This window comes from Enterobacter sp. T1-1 (genome assembly GCF_000710795.1).
GTDB lineage: Bacteria > Pseudomonadota > Gammaproteobacteria > Enterobacterales > Enterobacteriaceae > Enterobacter > Enterobacter cloacae.
Genome location: NZ_JALW01000031.1, coordinates 13,776 through 35,188 on the forward strand (window position 1 = coordinate 13,776; position 21,413 = coordinate 35,188).

The 21,413-nt window shown below is 57.3% G+C and carries 16 protein-coding genes; 7 read left to right on the plus strand and 9 right to left on the minus strand.

Going from position 1 to position 21,413, the window contains the following annotated elements; all coding sequences use genetic code 11:
• Nucleotides 1-99: 99 nt before the first annotated feature.
• The 4 genes from AK59_RS0112035 (at nucleotide 100) to AK59_RS0112050 (ending at nucleotide 4,770) form a co-directional block, all read left to right on the plus strand.
• Nucleotides 100-1,140 (plus strand): aldo/keto reductase, encoded by a 1,041-nt coding sequence (locus AK59_RS0112035; RefSeq protein WP_029882860.1) that lies wholly within the window; start codon nucleotides 100-102, stop codon nucleotides 1,138-1,140.
• Between the two features lie 147 nt (nucleotides 1,141-1,287).
• Entirely contained in the window at nucleotides 1,288-2,664 is a 1,377-nt protein-coding gene (locus AK59_RS0112040; protein WP_029882861.1) for a glycoside hydrolase family 1 protein, read from the plus strand.
• A gap of 51 nt (nucleotides 2,665-2,715) precedes the next feature.
• Entirely contained in the window at nucleotides 2,716-4,038 is a 1,323-nt protein-coding gene (locus tag AK59_RS0112045) for a PTS sugar transporter subunit IIC (RefSeq protein WP_029882862.1), read from the plus strand.
• Nucleotides 4,039-4,053: 15 nt separating this feature from the next.
• The gene (locus AK59_RS0112050) at nucleotides 4,054-4,770 is read left to right on the plus strand and encodes a GntR family transcriptional regulator (protein WP_013097449.1); all 717 of its coding nucleotides are present in this window, start codon (nucleotides 4,054-4,056) and stop codon (nucleotides 4,768-4,770) included.
• 42 nt (nucleotides 4,771-4,812) lie between these two features.
• On the opposite strand, the gene ldtB is transcribed toward AK59_RS0112050, so the two are convergent.
• The gene (gene ldtB, locus AK59_RS0112055; protein WP_020689864.1) at nucleotides 4,813-5,733 is read right to left on the minus strand and encodes a L,D-transpeptidase; all 921 of its coding nucleotides are present in this window, start codon (nucleotides 5,731-5,733) and stop codon (nucleotides 4,813-4,815) included.
• 221 nt (nucleotides 5,734-5,954) lie between these two features.
• Here ldtB and AK59_RS0112060 point away from each other — a divergent pair, with 221 nt between their 5' ends.
• Nucleotides 5,955-7,550 carry an ABC-F family ATPase gene (locus AK59_RS0112060; protein WP_013097447.1) on the plus strand — a complete coding sequence of 532 codons (1,596 nt, stop codon included), beginning with the start codon at nucleotides 5,955-5,957 and terminating at the stop codon, nucleotides 7,548-7,550.
• 92 nt (nucleotides 7,551-7,642) lie between these two features.
• Here the strand turns inward: AK59_RS0112060 and AK59_RS0112065 are convergent, their stop codons facing one another.
• Complete coding sequence (locus AK59_RS0112065) at nucleotides 7,643-10,006, minus strand: glycoside hydrolase family 31 protein (RefSeq protein ID WP_029882863.1); 2,364 nt, start codon at nucleotides 10,004-10,006, stop codon at nucleotides 7,643-7,645.
• Between the two features lie 17 nt (nucleotides 10,007-10,023).
• Nucleotides 10,024-11,325 (minus strand): MFS transporter, encoded by a 1,302-nt coding sequence (locus AK59_RS0112070; RefSeq protein WP_023621974.1) that lies wholly within the window; start codon nucleotides 11,323-11,325, stop codon nucleotides 10,024-10,026.
• A 286-nt stretch (nucleotides 11,326-11,611) separates the two neighbouring features.
• Here AK59_RS0112070 and AK59_RS0112075 point away from each other — a divergent pair, with 286 nt between their 5' ends.
• On the plus strand, nucleotides 11,612-12,685 hold the full coding sequence (locus AK59_RS0112075; protein WP_029882864.1) for a LacI family DNA-binding transcriptional regulator: 1,074 nt from the start codon (nucleotides 11,612-11,614) through the stop codon (nucleotides 12,683-12,685).
• On the opposite strand, the gene AK59_RS0112080 is transcribed toward AK59_RS0112075, so the two are convergent.
• The 4 genes from AK59_RS0112080 to AK59_RS0112095 all read right to left on the minus strand — a co-directional run bounded on the left by AK59_RS0112080 (nucleotide 12,682) and on the right by AK59_RS0112095 (nucleotide 18,407).
• On the minus strand, nucleotides 12,682-13,938 hold the full coding sequence (locus AK59_RS0112080) for a DUF1479 domain-containing protein (protein WP_029882865.1): 1,257 nt from the start codon (nucleotides 13,936-13,938) through the stop codon (nucleotides 12,682-12,684). The genes AK59_RS0112075 and AK59_RS0112080 overlap by 4 nt on opposite strands.
• A 151-nt stretch (nucleotides 13,939-14,089) precedes the next feature.
• On the minus strand, nucleotides 14,090-14,905 hold the full coding sequence (locus tag AK59_RS0112085; RefSeq protein WP_029882866.1) for a Cof-type HAD-IIB family hydrolase: 816 nt from the start codon (nucleotides 14,903-14,905) through the stop codon (nucleotides 14,090-14,092).
• Nucleotides 14,906-15,070: 165 nt separating this feature from the next.
• A complete protein-coding gene (locus AK59_RS0112090) occupies nucleotides 15,071-17,503 on the minus strand; it encodes a formate C-acetyltransferase/glycerol dehydratase family glycyl radical enzyme (RefSeq protein WP_029882867.1) in 2,433 nt (810 codons plus the stop codon).
• 4 nt (nucleotides 17,504-17,507) lie between these two features.
• Nucleotides 17,508-18,407, minus strand: coding sequence for a glycyl-radical enzyme activating protein (locus AK59_RS0112095; RefSeq protein ID WP_029882868.1), 900 nt, complete (start codon nucleotides 18,405-18,407; stop codon nucleotides 17,508-17,510).
• Between the two features lie 128 nt (nucleotides 18,408-18,535).
• Between AK59_RS0112095 and fsa the strand changes: the two genes are divergently transcribed.
• On the plus strand, nucleotides 18,536-19,198 hold the full coding sequence (gene fsa, locus AK59_RS0112100) for a fructose-6-phosphate aldolase (protein WP_029882869.1): 663 nt from the start codon (nucleotides 18,536-18,538) through the stop codon (nucleotides 19,196-19,198).
• 62 nt (nucleotides 19,199-19,260) lie between these two features.
• Here fsa and moeB read toward each other — a convergent pair whose 3' ends face one another.
• Nucleotides 19,261-20,013, minus strand: a complete 753-nt coding sequence (gene moeB, locus AK59_RS0112105; protein ID WP_029882870.1) for a molybdopterin-synthase adenylyltransferase MoeB — start codon at nucleotides 20,011-20,013, stop codon at nucleotides 19,261-19,263.
• Between the two features lies 1 nt (nucleotide 20,014).
• The gene (gene moeA / locus AK59_RS0112110; RefSeq protein ID WP_029882871.1) at nucleotides 20,015-21,247 is read right to left on the minus strand and encodes a molybdopterin molybdotransferase MoeA; all 1,233 of its coding nucleotides are present in this window, start codon (nucleotides 21,245-21,247) and stop codon (nucleotides 20,015-20,017) included.
• Nucleotides 21,248-21,413 lie beyond the last annotated feature (166 nt).

The window sequence follows — 21,413 nt, forward strand, 5'->3', positions numbered from 1 at the left end:
AGGATTGGGCAAGAAACGGACAGGAACGCCACATTCGCATTGGCCAGGGGGCGGGTATAACTATCAGGCACCCATCAAACGACATGTGAGGACTATCTTATGCGTTATCAAAAACTGGGCAATACCGGTCTGTTTGTTTCTGAACTGTGCCTTGGCACCATGACCTTCGGCGGTGAAGGTGGCATGTGGGGCAAGATTGGCCAGCTGCAGCAAAGTGAAGCCGAGCAGCTGGTGGGCCGTGCGCTGGATGCCGGGATCAACTTCATCGACACCGCGAACGTCTATTCCGAAGGCCGCTCGGAGGAGATCACCGGCCAGGCACTCAAGAACCTGAAAATTCCGCGCGAAAACGTGGTGGTTGCCACCAAAGTGTTTGGCGAAACGGGCACGGCGGGGGTGAACTCACGCGGCAGCTCACGCTATCACATTATCAGCAGCGTGAAAGAGAGCCTGCGCCGTATGCAGCTCGACCATATCGATCTCTACCAGCTTCACGGTTTCGACCCCGCAACGCCGATGGAAGAGATGCTTTATGCCCTGGATAACCTGGTGCAGCATGGGCACGTGCGCTACATCGGTGTCTCAAACTGGGCCGCGTGGCAGATCGCCAAAGCGCTGGGCATTTCCGAGCGACTGGGTCTGGCCCGTTTCGCGTCGCTGCAGGCCTATTACACCATCGCCGGACGTGATCTGGAGCGCGAACTGGTGCCAATGATGCAGAGCGAAGGCGTCGGGCTGATGGTCTGGAGCCCGCTGGCGGGTGGCCTGCTGAGCGGGAAATATGGCCGCGACGGGCAAAGTGAAGCCGGTGGCCGTCGTCTGGAGTTTGACTTCCCGCCGGTGGAAAAAGAGCGCGCCTTCGATTGTGTGGATGTGATGCGCACTATTGCCGAAAGCAAAGGCGTCTCCGTCGCGCAAATCGCCCTGGCGTGGCTGCTGCATCAGAAGGCGGTGACCAGCGTCATTATTGGTGCCAAACGGGTCGATCAACTGGATGATAACATCGCCGCAACGGGGATCCGTTTAAGCGAAGACGAGCTGAAACAGCTTGATGCCGTCAGCGCACTGCCGCGCGAATATCCGGGCTGGATGCTGGAGCGGCAGGGGGAATATCGTCGTAATCAGCTCGCACAGCAATAACCCTCCTTTCCCCGGCGGCGCGTCGTTTGCCGGGGCTTTTTTTCCCGCTCTGCTCACAAAATTCGATCCTCCTCTTTGATCGCTTTTACATCTTCGCCTATATGACTAGTCATGAAATTTAAATGACTAGTCATATAGGGAGAGACCATGAATCAATCACTGCCAGCCAACTTTTTATGGGGCAACTCGGTATCCAGCATGCAGACGGAAGGGGCATGGAATGAGGGCGGGAAGGGGATGTCGGTGTACGACATTCGCGAAGCGGGGGAAAACATCTCCGACTGGAAAGTGGCGACCGATTCCTATCACCGCTACCGGGAAGATTTCGACCTGATGCAGGATCTGGGCATGAACTGCTACCGCTTTCAAATCTCCTGGAGCCGGGTCTGTCCGCAGGGCGACGGCGAGTTCAACGATGAGGGCATCGCCTTTTACGACCGCTTTATTAACGATCTCATCGCCCGCGGTATCGAGCCGATGATCTGCCTCTATCACTTCGATATGCCGCTGGCGCTGGCGCAGGAGTACAACGGCTTTAACGATCGTCGCGTCATGGAGGCCTTTATCCGCTATGGCAAAAAGATGATCGACTGCTTCGGCGACCGTGTGAAGTACTGGCTGACCTTCAACGAACAGAACATCTTCCATATGCCGGAAGCGTTTCGTATTTCCGGCTACATGAAAGGTGAGAAAACCCTGCGCGAGCTGTACGAGTTGCAGCATCACACCATGGTGGCGCACATGACGCTGACCGAATACCTGCACCAGACAAAACCGGGTCAGCTGATGGGCGGTATGCTGGCACACCAGCTGGTTTACCCGGCCACCTGCAAACCGCGCGATATCTTCTGCGCCCAGCAGTACGACGAATTCCTCAACCAGAACCTGCTGCGCGTCTTTGCTGGTCAGGGCTATAGCCCGGCGGTGATGGCGGTGGTGGGGCAGGAAGGGTTTGGCGATATCTACCGTGCCGAGGATCTGGCGCTGTTCGCAAGAACCCAAAACGACTTTATGGCCTTCAGCTACTACGCCAGTAAAACGCTGGACAGCGATGCCATTCCGCAGGGAACCCCGGTGAACAATTACCTGCTGTACGGCGATAAAAATAACCCGTACCTGAAAGCCACCGAATGGAACTGGCAGATCGATCCGCTCGGTTTTCGCACCATCATCACCCGCTACGCCAACGACTGGCGCATGCCGGTGTTCCCGATTGAAAACGGCATTGGCGTGATTGAATCCTGGGATGGCGTGAACCCGATTGAGGATACCTACCGCATCGACTATCACCGGGCGCATATCGAGGCCATGAAAGCCGCCATGTTCGAGGATGGCGCAGAGGTAATGGGGTATCTCGGCTGGGGTCTGATCGACATTCTGAGCTCCCAGGGCGACATGCGTAAGCGCTACGGCGTGGTCTACGTCAACCGTGAAAACCACGATCTTAAGGACCTGAAACGCGTGCCGAAGAAGAGCTACGCGTGGTTAAAACAGGTTATCCATACCAACGGACGCGAGATGTAAGCCGTACGCTGCCGGGCCGTTTTTGTGACTGATTGATGGGAACTATCCGCTATGTCTGAAACAAAAATCACACCGCATATGCAGTCCTTTGTCGATAAATTTGTTGAGTTCTCAGCGCGCCTGGCAAACCAGGTGCATCTTCGCTCCCTGCGCGATGCCTTCGCCACGGTGATGCCGATTTTCATCCTCGCCGGACTGGCGGTACTGGTGAACAATGTGGTGTTCCCATGGATTTTTGACGGCGACACGCTCACGCACTTCAAGGTATGGGGCGAGGCGATCATCAATGGCACGCTGAATATCGCCGCGCTGCTGCTGGCGCCGATGATTGCCTGGTCGCTGGCGCGCAACAAGGATTTCGACAATCCGGTCTCGGCAGTGGTTATCGCTGTCAGCAGCTTTATTATCATGATGCCGATGCGTCTGCAGCTCACGCCCATCGGCAGCGACACCACGGTGAATGTCACCCAAGTGCTGACCTTCGCCAACATTGGTTCGACCGGGATTTTCGCCGGGGTGCTGATTGGCTTGCTCTCGACGGAGCTGTTTATCGCCATCTCGCGGCTCAAGGCGCTGCAAATATCACTGGGGGAAAACGTGCCGCCGGCGGTCAGTAAATCTTTTAGCGCCCTGATCCCAACCATCCTGACGCTCTCACTGTTTGCCGTTCTGGCCGCGCTGCTGGCGAACGTATTGCACACGGATCTGATTCACCTGATCACCACCTTTATCCAGCAGCCGCTGCGGCTCATCAATACCAGCCTGCCGGGGACGATTTTTATCTACAGCTTTGGTAACTTCCTCTTCACGCTGGGTATTCATCAGTCGGTAGTCAACAGCGTGGTGCTGGAGCCGTTCCTGTTGATTAACACCAATGAGAACATGCTGGCCTTTGCCAACGGCCAGCCGATCCCGCACATCATCAACAACATCTTCGTGCCGACCTTTGGCATGGTGGGCGGTACCGGTAGCACCATTTCACTGCTGATCGCCATTTTTATCTTCTCGCGGCAACAATCGGCGAAACAGGTGGCACGTCTGTCGCTGGCGCCGGGTCTGTTCAACATCAACGAGCCGGTGATTTTCGGCCTGCCGATCGTGTTTAACCTGCCTTTAATGATCCCGTTTGTCCTGTTGCCCGCCATTGGCATTTACTTCGCCTGGCTCTGCACCACGCTGGGATTAATGTCGCGCTGCGTGGTGATGATCCCGTGGACCACGCCGCCAATTCTGAGCGCCTGGCTGGCAACGGCGGGGGACTGGCGGGCGGTGGTGGTGCAGTTGGCAATCATCGTATTTGGTGTATTCTTCTACCTGCCTTTCCTCAAAATTGCCGAGCGAGTGGCGTTGAAAAACAGCGGGATAGAACATTAAACAGAAGGAAGGACGATGGCGGCGAAGTACATCACCATAGCGCGTGAAATCAAAAAACGCATCATCAGCCAGCAGTATGCCGCCAATGAACCCCTGCCGGACCAGTTTGCGCTGGCGGCGGAGTTCAATACCAGCCGGATGACCATTCAGCAGGCCATGCGTCAGCTGATCGTTGAAGGGCTGGTATATACCCGTCAGGGGCAGGGGACGTTCATCCGCAAAAACTTCCTTCAGCTGTCGCAGTGGGATCTCTCCGGCAGCGACTACTTTGGCGCGACCAAAACCTGGGAGCATCTGGGCACGGTAACGAGCCAGGTGGTGCATTTTGAACTGCGCTTTCCGAACGAAAAAGAGCAGGCCTCGCTGATGATCAATGCCGATACGCCGGTCTATGACTTCATTCGTCTGCGTTTGCTCAACGGTGAACCCATGTCGCTGGACGCGACCGTAATGCCGCTCAACCTGGTGCCCGGGCTGAACAAAAGCCATCTTGAAAGCTCGGTGTTTCGCTATGTGCAGGAGACGCTGGGGCTGAAAATCATGGGATCGTACCGCGTGGTGCGGGCGCTAAAGCCGAATGCGCTGGATATGCAGCATCTGGTCTGCGAGGAGAGCGACCCGGTGCTGGAGGTGGAGCAGGTGATCTATCTGGAAGATGGCACGCCGCTGGAGTATGCGCACTGTCATTATCGTTACGACCACGGCGGGATTGTGATCGTGAATAACGGATAAAAAAAGCGGGCATCGAAGCCCGCTTTTTTCGCTGTATCGCGATTAGTTCAAACGCACCGGCATACCGGAACGGTTCTGCACAGCCTGGTCAACGATAGTCGTTTCCACGTCCGGCTGAGAGGTCACGGACTGCACCGCGCTGGTCAGCGTAATCGGCACGATTTCATTATTGTTGATCTGGTCTTCGCTGGTGGACAGCGGGTTGTGCACTTCAATGTAACGGCTGCCATCCGGCTCAGAGGTCGCTTTAACCGGTTCGTTGATGAACTGGACGCGGGTACCTACCGGCACGTTTTCGAACAGGAATTTGATGTCGTCGTTACGCAGACGCACGCAGCCGTGGCTTACGCGCAGGCCGATACCGAAGTTAGCGTTGGTACCGTGGATGGCGTACAGGCGGCCGATGTACAGGGCGTACAGACCCATTGGGTTATCCGGGCCTGCCGGAACCACGGCTGGCAGCGGTTCACCTGCCGCGATGTATTCCGCGTGCATTTTCGCTGTAGGGGTCCAGGTTGGGCCTGCTTTCTTACGTTCAACTTTGGTGGTCCAGTTCAGCGGGGTATCTTTACCCAACTGACCGATACCGATTGGCAGCACGATTACTGTGTTAGTGCCTTTCGGGTAGTAATACAGACGCATCTCCGCGCTGTTAATCACGATACCTTCATGAACGGTATCCGGCAGGATCAGCTGCTGAGGGATGTTGAGAACGGTACCTGCTTTTGGCAGGTATGGGTCAACGCCCGGGTTCGCTTCCAGCATGTTAGACAGGCCCAGCTGGTACTGAGCTGCAAAATACTCCAGCGGCTGAGTGTTACCCTCAGGCACCGTCACCACCTGGTTTTGACCCACCAGACGGCTACCGTCTGTCGGCAGCGGATAAGTCACCGCAGAAGCGGTTTTGCAAAAACCTACTACGGCTAACGCCGCCGCAAAAAGCGTTGTTAATTTCATGTTCATGTTGTGCGAGGTATCTAAGCCATTCAGGCGTGAGTTGATAAGTCTGAATCTGTGATGGGAGCGCATTATATGTGCATTCCCGCTAACAGGGAATTCAGATGTGTACGAAATCACATTTTTTTCGATTTTGTTAAAGTTTAGCGGAGCGTCGCAACACGGGATCTCAATTCGGAATTGTGGCATAATGCCGTGTTTATCACACTTTTCGCAGGAATCTCCCCGTGTTAGTTACCAGCAACGTCACTATGCAGTTTGGCAGTAAGCCGCTGTTCGAAAACATTTCCGTCAAATTTGGCGGCGGCAACCGTTACGGCCTGATTGGTGCCAACGGTAGCGGTAAATCCACCTTTATGAAGATCCTCGGCGGTGACCTGGAGCCGACGCTCGGCAACGTGTCGCTCGATCCCAACGAGCGCATCGGTAAACTGCGTCAGGATCAGTTCGCCTTTGAAGAGTTCACCGTGCTCGACACCGTGATCATGGGGCACGCGGAGCTGTGGGAAGTGAAGCAGGAGCGCGACCGTATCTACGCTCTGGCCGAAATGAGCGAAGAAGATGGCTACAAAGTGGCCGATCTGGAGACGCAATACGGCGAAATGGACGGTTATTCTGCAGAAGCGCGTGCGGGCGAGCTGCTGCTGGGCGTGGGCATTCCGGTCGAACAGCATTACGGCCCGATGAGCGAAGTGGCACCCGGCTGGAAGCTGCGTGTGCTGCTGGCGCAGGCACTGTTCTCTAACCCGGACATTCTGCTGCTCGATGAACCGACGAACAACCTGGACATCGACACCATCCGCTGGCTGGAGCAGACGCTCAACGACCGTGACAGCACCATGATCATCATCTCGCACGACCGTCACTTCCTGAACATGGTGTGTACGCACATGGCGGATCTGGATTACGGTGAGCTGCGTGTTTACCCGGGCAACTACGACGAATACATGACGGCGGCCACCCAGGCGCGTGAACGTCTGCTGGCGGATAACGCCAAGAAGAAAGCGCAGATTGCGGACCTGCAATCCTTCGTCAGCCGCTTTAGCGCCAACGCCTCTAAATCCCGTCAGGCAACATCGCGTGCCCGCCAGATTGACAAAATCAAGCTTGAAGAGGTTAAGGCTTCCAGCCGTCAGAACCCGTTCATCCGTTTCGAGCAGGACAAGAAACTGTTCCGTAACGCGCTGGAAGTGGAAGCCCTTACCAAAGGTTTTGATGAAGGCCCGCTGTTTAAGAATTTCAACCTGCTGCTGGAAGTGGGCGAGAAGATCGCCATTCTGGGTGCCAACGGCGTGGGTAAATCCACCATGCTGAAAACCCTGGTCGGCGAACTGCAGCCGGACAACGGGAGCGTGAAATGGTCCGAAAACGCGCAAATTGGTTATTACGCGCAGGATCATGAGTATGAATTTGAAAACGACCTGACCGTCTTCGACTGGATGAGCCAGTGGAAGCAGGAAGGCGACGATGAGCAGGCGGTGCGCAGTATTCTGGGGCGTCTGCTGTTCAGCCAGGACGACATCAAGAAGCCTGCTAAAGTGCTCTCCGGTGGAGAGAAGGGCCGTATGCTGTTCGGCAAGCTGATGATGGAAAAACCGAACATTCTGGTGATGGACGAACCGACCAACCACCTGGATATGGAATCTATTGAATCGCTGAACATGGCGCTGGAGATGTATCAGGGCACCCTGATCTTCGTCTCTCACGACCGTGAGTTCGTCAGCTCGCTGGCAACCCGCGTGATTGAAATTACGCCAGAGCGCGTGGTGGACTTCACCGGTAACTACGAAGATTATCTGCGCAGCAAAGGTATCGAGAACTAAAAAAAAAGCCGGGTGGCGGCTTCGCCTTACCCGGCCTACGTTCTGTTCCCTCTCCCCGTGGGAGAGGGTTAGGGTGAGGGCATCAGGCCGCACTACATCACCCACTCACTCCCTTCAATCCCATTCACCAGCAGCCTGCGTTTTTCCCCCGCCGGTAATGACACCTTCAGTGCTTTCCACGCCGGACGATAATCTCCGCGCGCAGCGATCTTCAAATTGATGGTTGCCCCATCGCACACCATTTCCCACTCTACCCACAGCGCATTGCCGTTCTGATAGCCCCAGCTTTCACCGTCATCTTCAAACAGCAGACCGGTGCTGGTACCCACGCCTTTGACCGGGAACAGCTTCAGCTCGCGGGTGTCGTCTTTTTCCGCGCTGACGTGAGTGATGCGTTCGCTGAGCGGCAGACCGGCACCGGCGCGCACCAGCAGCGGCAGTTTTTCCAGCGGTGCATCCAGAGCGATCCACTGCCCGCCCGCGTACCACGCGTGGGTGTAAAAATCGTACCAGCCGGTTTCGTTATCCGGCAGCCAGAGACGGCGCTCGCGCTGTCCGGCCTCCACCACGCTTGCCACCAGCAGGTCCCGGCCCAGCAGGAACTCGTCGCACTCTTCAAAGGTCTGCGCATCGTGTTCGTGGTCGAGGAAGGTTGGGCGCAGCATCGGTTCGTCATCGGCATGTGCCTGCCAGAGCAGGGTGTAGAGATACGGCAGCAGACGATAGCGCAGCTCAATAGCACCGCGAATAGCGGGGGTGACGCCCGGATACATCCACGGCTCGTTTACCGTGTGATCGTCATTCCACGAGTGAATGGTAAAGCGCGGGTGCATCACGCCGTTCTGCACCCAGCGGACAAACAGCTCGGCGTCGGGTTTGTCGCCAGAAAAACCGCCCACGTCATGACCAACGTTAAACAGCCCGGACAGGCTCATACCCAGCCCCATGCGGATGTTATAGCGCAGGGTGTCCCAGTTGGTGCGGTTATCGCCGCTCCAGGTCTGAACGTAACGTTGCATCCCGGCGCAGCCGGAACGGGAGATCAGATACGGGCGCTTTTCCGGGGCAAACCGCTGCTGCGCTTCCAGCGAGGCGCGCATCATCAGCAGCGGCATCACCGGGCGGATGTGTTTGATGGCGATCTCCTTGCCAAAACCATGGCAGCGCGCTTCGCCATCCCACACTTCGTACTCGTTGTTATCGTTCCAGGTGGAGTCGATCCCCATCTCCAGCAACTGCGTGGTGACTCCTTCCTGCCACCATTTCACCGTCTGCGGGTTGGTAAAGTCGAGGTGGGAACCTTCGTCATCCCAGAAGCTGGAGCGTTCTGGTGCGTCGGTTTCTGAATCACGAATGAACAGGCCGTTTTCCGCCACTTCGCTATAGCGCGGGTGGTCCTGCAGCAGGCACGGCTTGATGTTTGCCGCCAGCCGTAGCCCCGCATCGTGGAATGCCTGAGTCATTACCTTCGGTTGCGGCACTTTGTCGTAATTCCAGTTAAAGACATAGCGCTTGCCGTTGATCGAGGTATAACCCGATGAGAGCTGGAACGAGTCGCACGGGATCGCATGCTCTTCGCACAGGCGAATAAAATTCATCAGTTGATTCTGCGCATCCGGCGCGTCGGTGTAGTGCATGGTCGACCCGCTGTAGCCCAGGCTCCACTTTGGCCCGAACAGCGTTTTCCCGGTCAGGCGCACAAAGGCTTTGGTGACATCCAGCACCCGTTTGCCGGTAAAGAGGTAGTAATCGATATCACCCGCTTCCGCCTGCCAGCGACGGTAGGCGGTGTGGTAGTTATCAATCTCGTTGCCCAGATCCAGCCAGCAGCTGCTCAGGTTGTCGTAGAACAGGCCGTAACTCACGTCATCGCGGCGGGTAAGGGTAAACGGGATGTGTTTGTACAGCGGGTCGGTGCTGGCCGCGTTGTAGCCCATGGCGTCGAGGTTGCGCATCTCGAAGCGCTTACCGTTGCGCTGCAGGTCGCCCGCTTTCTCACCCAGGCCGTAAAAACGCTCGTCCTTGCGACGGCTCAGGTAGTGTGCCACCCCGTCGCCGTGAGCGTTCAGCAGATAGGCGCTGGTCGGACGGTCATTGACCAGCGGCTGCCACTCATCAGCGTCATTGCGATAATGCCACTCCAGCCACAGCGGCTGATGAACGGTCACACGCAGCTGTTCGGTAGCAATTGTCAGCCCCTCATCCTGCTGGCTTAGCGTCCAGGCAGGGCAGGTGAAGCCGCTCAGATCGTCGCGACGACGGCCTTCCCACGGCACATCTTCTTCCGGGGCGATGCTCCAGGTGCGGTCCAGCGCCAGTTCGCCTTTACGTTTGATCAGTACGCGGAACAGGTTCTCTTCCAGCACATACAGGCACAGGCGGTGCTGGTTATCCACCAGCAGTTCCAGATGGTTGGCCGACTGCTTATCGACGGTCCAGTTTTTCAGGGTTTTCATATGCAATACATCCACTATCAGGCGCGCTTGGCGCGACGTTCAGCAATAAATGCCACCAGGAAAACAGCGCCAATCAGGTCAAAGAAACCCATGGCAATAAAGAGCGGGTTGAAGCCGATTTTGTCGGCGGTCACACCAATCAACAGCGAGAACAGGAAGCTGGCGATCCACGCCGCCGAGCCGCGCATACCGTTAACGGTCGCCATCTGGCCTTTATCGAACGACTCCACCACCAGGGCGCTGAGCATGCAGGAGATGATCTGATGCCCGAAACCGCCGATGGAGATCAGCACGATGGTGATGTACGGGTCGCGGGTAATGGCGACGACGGCCAGAGAGATCATCAGGAACGCGCCGGTGACGGAGCTTGCCACCACGGAGTTGACGCGGGAGCAGCCAAACAGGCGGGTATACAGACGGGTGAGGTAACCGCTTGCCACGCTGCCGAGATCGGCGGCCAGGAACGGCAGCCAGGCAAACATCGCGATCTGCTTCAGGTCCATGCCGTGCTCTTTGGCGAGATACAGCGGCACCCAGAAACTCAGCACTGCCCAGGCCGGTTCCGCCATAAAGGCCGGGATGGCGATACCGTAGAAGCGTTTGTTTTTTGAGACGGTTTTCAGTGCGGTCAGGAAGGGCAGTTTTACCGCAGGCGGTTCGTTATCCTGCTTGATAAACGCCAGCTCGTCTTTGCTCAGGTTCGGGTGCTGCTCAGGATTGTGGTAGAACGCCCACCACAGGATCACCCACAGCAGCGCCAGCACGCCGGTGAACATAAACGCGCCCTGCCAGCCAAACGAGGCGTGCGCGAAGTAGATGATAGGCGGAGCCAGCATCGCGCCAATGGAGAAGCCCACACCGGCCCAGCCGGCTGCCACAGGACGTTCCGATTTCGGGAACCATTCACCAATGGTTTTGGCGTTTGCGGGCGTGGCGGCGGCTTCAGAAGCCCCCATAAAGAAGCGCAGGATGGCAAGGTGCAGCCAGCTCCCGGCACCCGCGTGGAAAATACACATCAGCGCCCAGATCCCGGCGCAAATCATAAAGCCAATCTTCAGGCCGATCACGTCGATCAGCCAGCCGCACAGAGGCTGGAAAATGGTGTAGGCGATCTGGAATGCCCCGACGATCCAGGAGTACTGCTCGGTGGTGATCCCGAGGCTCTCTTTCAGTTCCGGGGCGAGGATCCCGAGTGAGTTTCGGGTGATGTAGTTAACTGTGACGCCAAGTAAGAACAGCACCAGCACATACCAGCGCAGGTTTTTAATGACGCGACGGGTTTTGCTTGCCGCAACGGTGTTATTAATGTCCTGACTCATTTTACTCTCCACAAGACGGACGGTAAGGGGACGGAAGTTCAGGTGTCACACAGGTTTATGACGTTGATTGTTATCTGTTTTACCGCTTCAAGTTGCTATACAACTAGTATGGAAGTTGTGTGACAAGTTCACCTTAAGGGAGAAAATGAGAGGGCAATAGTGGATTTTGTGCAAAATTTCTCATAACTGAGCGACATCATTTGGCATCATGGCTTTGACATCAGCTATTGCCTGATATCCACGCTATGAAAATTTTGTCATTTCGCAAATGGAGCCAGATCACAAAATGGACAAAAGGCTAAAAATCACCGAAATCGCTGCCCGGACTCAGCTCTCCATCAGCACCGTTTCGCGGGTCCTTGCCGGGAAGGCGAATACCAGTGAAAAAGCACGTGCGAAGGTGCTGGCATGCGCGCGCGAGCTGGGGGTGCTGGACGGAATGGCAGCCGGACGTTTGCTGCTCAACAGTCTCGTTGTCTTCGCCCCACAGCGGGCCTTTGACGAGCGGTCTGACATCTTTTACTACCGTGTGATCCAGAGCGTAAGCAAAGGCCTGGCCTCGTACGATGTTCGCTTGCGTTACTGCGCGCTGGAGGAGAACGACAGCGACGCCCAGTTGTTTCTGGCGCGAATGAACGAGCCGGACACCCAGGCCGCCATCCTCCTCGGCATTGACGATCCACATATCCACGACCTGGCGGTGGATGTCGGTAAACCCTGCATGCTGATTAACTGCCGCGACCGGCATATGCGCCTGCCTGCCGTCGCGCCGGACCATCGGGCCATTGGTGAGCGGGCGGCGGACTATCTGTTTGAAATGGGACACCGTGAGGTGATGAATGTGTTGTGCCTGCGGCGTTACACCATGGAGCTGCGCCTTGCGGGGATCCGCGACGCATGGCAGTCACACAACCTGAAGTTCAACGACAAACGCGATTTGCTGGTGGCGCCGAGCTTCAGCGCTCGCGAAACAGAGCAACTGGTCACCGACTGGCTGAGCCACATGCAGGGGAAAGACTTGCCGACTGCGTTTCTGGTGGGGGGTGACTTTATGGCGGCGGGCACCATCAGCGCCCTGCAAAAACAGGGGTTGCGCGTGCCGCAGGATATCTCGGTGATGAGCATTGACGGCTTTAATCTGGCGGCCATTCAGGATGTACCGTTAACCGCGGTGCATGTCCCGCGTGATGAGCTGGGCACCGAAGCGGTACATATGCTCCAGCAGCGGCTGATGCGCCCGGAGGCGCCGTCAGGCACGCTATTGCTTAACGGCACCCTGACCGTACGGGAATCGGTCCGGCGGATACGTCAGGGGAAACGACGCACCGCCGTTGAGCAGGAAGGGCTGTACGACAGTTAAGCCATGCCCAGCGCACGCTTGCCGTGGATATTGAGATCGGCCACAGTAAAGCGATCCTGCCAGGTTTTTTCATAATCCTCGCGCGGGAAATCACCCGGCGATGCCCCGGTTTCCAGCGCCGCTTTCACCTTCTTCGCGTAGGCGAGGTTCTTCTCGCACATTGGCGCGGCAGGAATGTACATCACGTTGCCCCAGCCCTGTTGATCCTCAACCGGCGCGACGGAGTGGATCACATCGCAGTGCCACCACACCGAATCGCCCGCCTCCAGTGCCGGAATGCTGGTGAGCGCTTCGATAAGCAGCGGGTGCCATTTCTCTGACACCGGCAGAACGCGCCCCGGCGCGACGCCGCACAGTTCGTCCTCCGGCACGTCATCCAGCAGCGGACGCAACAGAATATAAGCCATCGCTTCCGGGATTGGCACCACGTGCAGCAACCCCTGGCCCGGAATCATGTCCGACAGCGCCGTCCAGCCCTGGAAGGTGCGGAACACCGAACATTTGGTGGTGTTATCCACGGTGTACTCTTCCACTTCAGTACGGTGCGCAGCATTCCACGGGTCGTATTTCTCTACGTTGCCATCAAAGACGCGGGCGAAAACCTGCTGATAGGCGGGCAGCAGCCAGCGCTCCAGCGCACCGGAATCGGTATGCGCGCCCAGCCCTTTCGAGGTGGTACCCGGTGGACGACGGCGGATGCGATCCGGGTAAATCACGCTGACGTCCGGGTCGAACCACTGTTTGCCGTTGCTCTCGAATGTCCACAGACGGTTCAGAAACGACTGCACCTGCGCCATCTCTTCACTCTGGCGCGCCTGCATTTGCGCCTGTGACCAGTAGATAGGGTAAATCTCCGGGCGAGACGCCGTTAAGGTACCAAAGAAGTTATCGCCGGGCCCTTTATAGACTTCATCAAACTGGTTGAGATCGAGGTAATCGAGCATCGACTGATCCCATGCCAGCGCCTGCTCGCGCGGGAAATGACCTTTTATTACCGCGCAACCCCGGCGTTTGATCGCCTCACGCTGCGCGGATGTGATGGTGCCATTTTTCACATCCGCAAACGGGATCACCGGCCAGACGGGCTCGCCTTTGTTTTTCAGGGCGTTAATTTCCGCCACGCGGGTCGCGATGGTATCGCTGAGCTTATCGAACACCGCCTGCACATCACCGATTTGCGCCCGTAGCTCGCGCTTCATCTCACGGATTGCGGCTTTGTGATCCGCCGGCAAAGTTTCACTGGTAAACGTCATAACTGCCTCGCATCTTTCATTCGAAAGTGAAAATGTCTACAAGTGATACTTTAAGTTAAAAATTGGTTAATGCAAGTTTAAAAAGTTGACGGGTAGCACAGGATGGAAAAAGAGTAAGGGGTGCCGGAGCGCGGCTCCGGCAGGAAGGGAATCAGGCGTCGAACGGGGAGTGGTGATCCAGCACCGCCTGAATAACGTTCAGCGCGCCCTGGTGGTTGTTGTCGTCGGTGCTGTAGCGGCTTACGTCTCTGATGCTTTCGGCCGCGTTGCCCATTGCAAAGGAGTATTTCACCAGCTTCAGCATCTCTGCGTCATTGCCGCTGTCGCCAATACCCACGCACTCCTGCGGGGAGACTTTCCAGCGTTTCAGCAGACGGCTGATGCCATTGGCTTTGTGCAGGCCGGGGATAATCAAATCGACAAAACCAAAGCCGCTGGTAACCGGCTTCATAATGCCGTCCAGGGAGACATGCAGTTTATCGACCAGATTCGGGATATCGCTGTCCGGCAGGTTCAGGGAGAACTTAAACAACACATCGTTAATGTCGCGGTAGTCGCTGATACGCTTTAAGCGGTGATAGTGCTTTGACATCAGCGCCACGAACGCCTCGGGGGCCTGGTCGCTGACGTAAGCGCTGTCGAGACCGCAGGCCACAAAGTTCAGCCCTTTGTCTTTCAGCAGTTCGCCAATAACGATTTGCGACTCATGACGCGTCAGCTCGCCGTGGAAAATTTGTTCACCGTGATCGAAGACCAGCGCACCGTTTTCCGCCACGAAGGAGATCTGATCTTTCAGTTCCGGGAAGAAGGAGATGAGCTGGTAATACTGGTTACCGCTGGCGACAACAAATTCAATATTACGGGCTTTAAGCTGCTCAAACTGTGCCTGAAAGCGGTCACGATCGTACTGCTTGGCATCATCAAGGAAAGTTCCGTCCATATCGGTGACGATAACTTTAACGGTCATACTGTGCTCCTGGGTCACTGCGTTTTGAAACATTCTAATAACAAGGTGACGGAGAGCACAAATTTAATTTCGAATGAAAGTAGAAAAGCCGGGTGGCGGCTTCGCCTTACCCGGCCTACGGGGAGAATTGTAGGCCCGGTAAGCGCAGCGCCACCGGGCGTTTTTTTACAGAGTATGCTCCGTACGCGCAATGATATCGTCCTGTGCATCCGGCGACAGGGCGGTGAAGAACGCCGAGTAGCCTGCGACGCGTACCACCAGGTCACGATACTGGTCCGGGTGTTTCTTCGCGTCCAGCAGCGTTTCGCGTGAAACGATGTTGTACTGAATATGCCAGCCTTTATGCACCTCGAAGAAGGTACGCAGCAGCACCATCAGCTTCTGGCGGTCGCTGTCGTTTTCCAGCGTTGACGGGTTCAGCTTCTGGTTTAACAGCACGCCGCCAAGAATCGCTTCGGTCGGGAGTTTACCCACGGAGCCGATCACCGCCGTTGGACCGAGATGATCGGTACCGGAGGCCGGACTGGCGCCTTCCGCCAGCGGGGTGTACGCTTTGCGTCCGTCCGGAGTCGCCATTGTCGCTGCACCAAACGGCACGTTTGCGGAGATGGAGGATGTGCCCGCGTAGTAGTTACCGCCAATGGGGCCACGGCCGTAACGCGGGTTGTGATACTGCTTCAGCTCGTCAATGTAGGTCTGATAAGCACGGGTCAGCAGCATGTCCACACTGTCGTCATCGTTGCCGTACTTCGGCGCACCGTTGATCAGACGCTGACGCAGCTGCTCGTGCGTCAGCCCGTCGAAGTCATCCGCCAGCGCCGCCGCCAGCTGCTGCTGACCGATGACGCCCTGCTCGAACACCAGTTTCTTCACCGCCGCCAGGCTGTTACCGAGGTTGGCAATACCTACCTGCAGACCGGAGACCCAGTCATACTTCGCGCCGCCCTGCTTGATGCTTTTCGCCCGCTCTATACAGTCATCCACCAGCGCCGAGCAGAGGATATCGTGGACATTCTCTTCCAGCATGGTGTCCACGACATACTCAATCTCGATGGATTTACGGGTGTAATAGCGGATCTGGGTATCCCAGGCCGTCATCACCTCGTCGAAATTGCCGAAGTTACCGGCAGAGAGCGCTTTCTCCTGCGGCAGGAACACTTTCCCACTGGTGGCGTCGCGGCCGCCTTCCAGCGCGGCGAGCATCACGCGGGCGAAGTTAATAAAGCTCATGCCGGTGCAGCGGTAGCCCCATTTGCCGCCAACGGCGGTTTCGATGCAGCCGATGGCGGCATAGTCGTACGCATCTTCTTTTTCTACGCCGAGCTTGATGAATTCCGGGATCACGATTTCATCGTTGTTGAACGCCGGCATGCCGAAGCCGCAGCGGATCACCTGCACGCAGGCGTCGAGGAAGTCGTTGCTCATCCCTGCGTGATAACGCACGCTCAGGTTTGGCTGGGTGGAGCGCAGACGACCGCAGGACTCCAGAATCGCGTAAGAGAGCGGGTTGACGGCGTCCATTGGCTCACCGTTGACCAGCTTCTGACCGCCGATGGTGACGTTCTGGTACAGCGGGCTGCCTGCGGAGGCTTTGGAGTGCGAGCCGGAGCGGATCTTGTTCACTTCCAGCAACTTCAGCCAGCAGCTGTGGAGCAACTCGATGGCCTGCTCGCGGTCAAGGCTCTGGTTCAGCTCTACGTCGCGACGGTAGTACGGGTAGAGATACTGATCCATGCGGGCGAACGACACGGAGTGGCCGTTGGACTCAATCTGCAGGATAAGTTGAATGAAGTAGCACAGCTGCAGCGCCTGCCAGAAGGTTTTTGGCGGTTCATGGGCAATCGCGTCACAGTTTTCCGCTATCGCCAGCAGCTCGTCGCGGCGGCTGACGCGGGATTCTGTAGCCGCCATTTCACGCGCCAGGGCTGCAAAACGTTCGATATGCAGACTTACCGCCTCCAGCACGATATCAATCGCTTTCAGGAACTGATCGCCGTGCAGGTCGTCCAGCACCGTCAGGTTGATGCGCGAGCGGCGCTCGGCCACTTTAGCGCGCAGGCCGTCGAGCCCTTTTTCCAGCACCAGCGGGAAGTTTACCGCCAGGTGGGCATCGCCGGAGGTCATGTTGCCTTCGGCTTTGATAATGCCGGTTTCCAGCAGGCTTTTCTGCTCGTCGGTGAACATGCCGTAACAGCGATCCTGTACCGTCTGGCCGCGCCACCACGGGCAGATCTCATGCAGAACGCGCTTATTCTCTTCGCTGACCGCAAAGCCCGCGCCGGGACGGTCCGCCAGATCGTCAATCTCTTTCTCAATCCAGGAGACGGTATATTCCGGGAAGATCGGCGCGGCGCGCACTTCGCTTGCCTGGTTACCGACGATCAGCTCATCGTGTTTGATCCAGATGGTGCGCTGCGCGAGATGATGCGCCAGCGCCAGCGCGCGACGCACCGGGATCGGTTTATCCATATGCTGCTGGTACATTTCAGTGTAGTGCTGCGCGCGCTCGGTACAGACCGGCGGCTTCACGATATGCACCAGGGCCATTTTGTGCGCTTTAATGCGCTCGCTGAGGGTGTTGAGATTCAGGGTAGTCATCGTTTTATCCTCGTAAGGTCGCGGTTAACCCTTTCTGGCAGGCATACTGCTGTGCAAAGTCCAGTAGCGCAGGGTTATCCAGCGGTTTGTCAGGGGCAGAGTAAGGTTGGCCGAGCAGTGTGTATTTGTTCATGCCCAGCGTGTGATACGGCAGAAAGTGAATGTCGCGAACGTTCAGTTCGTCGGCGGCGAAATTGGTAATGGCGGTAACAGAGGCTTCATCGGCGTTAAAGCCCGGGATCAACGGCACGCGAATGATGATTTTTTTCCCGGCCGCCGCCAGGCGTTTCAGGTTGTCCAGGATGCGTTTTGCCGAGCCGTCCGTCCACTGTTTGAACACCTCTGCATCCACATGCTTCAGGTCGGCGAGGAACAGATCGACATACGGTAGTGAAGGCGCGATATAGTGCCACGGCACGTGAAGGCAGGTTTCGACGGCGGTATGAATACCCTGTTCATGGCTGGCTTTAAACAGCGCCAGTGCCAGATCGGGGTTCATAAACGGCTCGCCGCCGGAGAGGGTGATTCCGCCGCCGCTGCGGTCGTAAAACGGCTTATCGCGCAGGACGGTCGCCATGATCTCCTCCACCTGACGTTCTTCACCACACACGGTGAGCGCCTGTGTCGGGCAGCAGTCGGTAAGGGCGTTAAGCGTCTGTTCGTCTAGTTTCTCTCGGTGGATGACCAGACCGTTCAGCGCACGTTCGATACTGCCCGGTGCCGCCTGCTGGCACAGATCGCAGCCGTCCAGGCAAAGACGTGCATCAAACAGCACGTCCCGCGTGCGGGCCCGGCTTTCCGGGTTCTGGCACCAGCGACAGCCCAGCGAGCAGCCTTTCAGGAACACCACGGTACGGATCCCGGGGCCATCGTGGGTAGAGTAACGCTGAATATTGAAGATCATGATTTTGCCTCTCATCTTGCATATGAAGATTAAATTACTTTCGAATGAAAGTTATCTTGATGCAGGTCAACTCCTGAGCAGGTTTTGTCGTGATAGGGTAAGTGCAGGCTAAAATTGAGGGCGACATCATGGAACTTTATCTCGACACTTCTGACGTTGCGGCAGTGAAAAAGCTCGCACGCATCTTCCCGCTGGCGGGCGTAACCACCAACCCCAGCATTGTGGCGGCAGGCAAAACGCCGCTTGAGGTTCTGCTGCCAGAACTGCACGACGCGCTGGGTGGCAAAGGCCGTCTGTTCGCGCAGGTGATGGCCACGACCGCCGAAGGCATGGTGGACGATGCGCGTAAGCTGCGTGCCATCATTAACGACCTGGTGGTGAAAGTGCCGGTGACGGCGGAAGGGCTGGCGGCGATCAAAATGCTGAAAGCAGAAGGGATCCCGACGCTAGGGACCGCGGTATATGGTGCCGCACAGGGGATGTTGTCCGCGCTGGCGGGGGCAGAGTATGTCGCGCCTTACGTTAACCGCGTGGATGCGCAGGGCGGAGACGGGATCCAGACCGTTGTGGAATTACAGCAGTTGCTGACGCTGCATGCCCCGCAATCAAAAGTGCTGGCGGCGAGCTTCAAAACCCCGCGTCAGGCGCTGGATTGCCTGCTGGCCGGCTGTGAGTCCATCACGCTGCCGCTGGACGTGGCGCAGCAGTTTATTACCTCTCCGGCGGTGGATGCGGCGATCGTGAAGTTTGAGCAGGACTGGCAGGGGGCGTTTGGACGGACGGCTCTCTGACGCGTTATCTCCCTCTCCCGGTGGGAGAGGGCCGGGGTGAGGGCATCAGGCCGCAACGAGGTTTAACCGCTGCACACCTCACACCCCGGATTACGCATCAGCTTCATCTCGCGGAACTGGCAGGTCATTGCGTCATACATCACAATTTTCCCCGCCGCTGGCGTACCGTAACGGGTCAGCACTTTGATCGCTTCCATCGCCTGCAGTGACCCGATCACGCCGACTAACGGCGCCATCACGCCCGCCTCGACGCAGGTGAGCGCATTCTCACCAAACAGGCGGCTCAGACAACGATAGCACGGTTCGCCTTCAGCATAGGTAAAGACGCTGATCTGTCCTTCCATGCGGATTGCCGCGCCAGAAACCAGCGGCGTTTTGTGGGTAAAACAGCCGGCGTTTAGCTGGTTGCGGATGGCGACGTTATCAGTACAGTCCAGCACCAGATCGTGCTTTGCGATTTGCGCGTATAACGCCTCGTCATCCAGCATCGCGTTAATCGGCGTGAACTGAACGTGGGGGTTGATGCGCGTTAACGCTGCGCGGGCAGAGTCCACCTTCGGCTGGCCGAGTGTCGCATCGCTGTGCAGCGTCTGGCGCTGCAGATTTGACACCGACACGGTATCAAAGTCCAGCAGCGTCATCTTGCCCACACCCGCCGCGGCGAGATATTGCGCGGCGGCGCAGCCCAGACCGCCCAGGCCGACGACCAGCACGCTGGCCGCCTTGAGCGCTTCCTGGCCTTCAAAATCAAAACCGCGCAGGACAATCTGGCGGTTATAGCGCATCATCTCTTCATCGCTCAGTTCCGCCGCCATCTCAGCCTCCGAACAGGTGGTTAAAGCGCTCCACCTCAACCCATTCGCCTGCTTCCACATTGCCACGCTCGCGCTCCAGCACGATAAAGCAGTTGCCCTGGCTGAAGGAGCTGAAAATGTGCGAGCCCTGATGGCCGGTGGTGCTCACCTCCAGCTCGCCCTCCGCGTTGCGCGTCAGAATACCGCGCTGGAAATCAAGACGACCGGGGGATTTCTTAAGGCGCGTAGCGGCACGCACGCGCTGGCGTACCGGCAGCGGACTGGCACGGTTGCCCGAAAGCTTCGCCAGCAGCGGGATCACCAGCTGGTAGAAGGTCAGGGCGGCAGAGACCGGGTTACCCGGCAGGCCGCAGAACCAGCTGTGCTGAAGCTTGCCAAAAGCGAACGGTTTGCCCGGCTTGATGGCCAGCTTCCAGAAGGCGATTTCACCCAGCTCTTCCAGGATGGTTTTGGTGTAATCCGCTTCACCCACCGAAACACCGCCGGAGCTGATCACTACGTCGGCCGCGTTGTCTGCCTCAATAAAGGCGGCGCGCAGTTTTTCCGGGTCATCAGGAATAATGCCAAGGTTGATCACTTCACAGCCCAACTGTTCCAGCATCAGGTGTACCGCCAGACGGTTGGTGTCGTAAATCTGCCCGTCCTGCAGCGGCTGTCCCGGTAGCTGCAATTCATCACCGGTAGAAAAGAGCGCGACGCGCACCTGACGGATCACCTCAATGTCCGCGATACCAAGCGAGGCCAGCACCGGCAGTTCACCTACCGTCAGCTTCTGCCCCGCAGCGAATACCGTTGCGCCAAGAGCAATATCTTCGCCGATGCGGCGGATGTTCTGGCCTGCTTTGACGCTGGCGGTAAAGCGCACGCCATCAGCGGTCTGTTCGGTCTCTTCCTGCATCACTACCGCATCGCAGCCTGCGGGAACCGGCGCGCCGGTCATGATGCGTACGCAGGTGCCCGCTGGCCATTCTCCGTCAAACGGTTGACCGGCGAAGGCTTTTCCTGCGACAGGCAGCGCCTGGCCCGTCTGGAGATCCGCCAGGCGTACCGCGTAACCGTCCATCGCTGAGTTATCAAACCCCGGCACGTTAAGCGGGGAAATGATGTCGCGTGCGGCAATACGACCAAAACAGCGCGCCAGCGGCAGCGTCTCTACGTCGTGCAGCGGGGAAAGTCGGTCAAGCATCTGCGTGAGTGCCGTCTCAAGCGGCATCAGTCCGGCGGTAAAATCCATGGTGGGCTCCAGCACAGTAACAACGAAAGCGCTCATTATGGCAGAAAAGTGCGGCTAACTGTATGACCCACCATGAGCACCCTTTACATCGCAGTTGCGTCTTTCTATATTCAAAAATTATCTGAAGAATCATCAACGATAATGATATTTATAGAAAAAGCCGCCA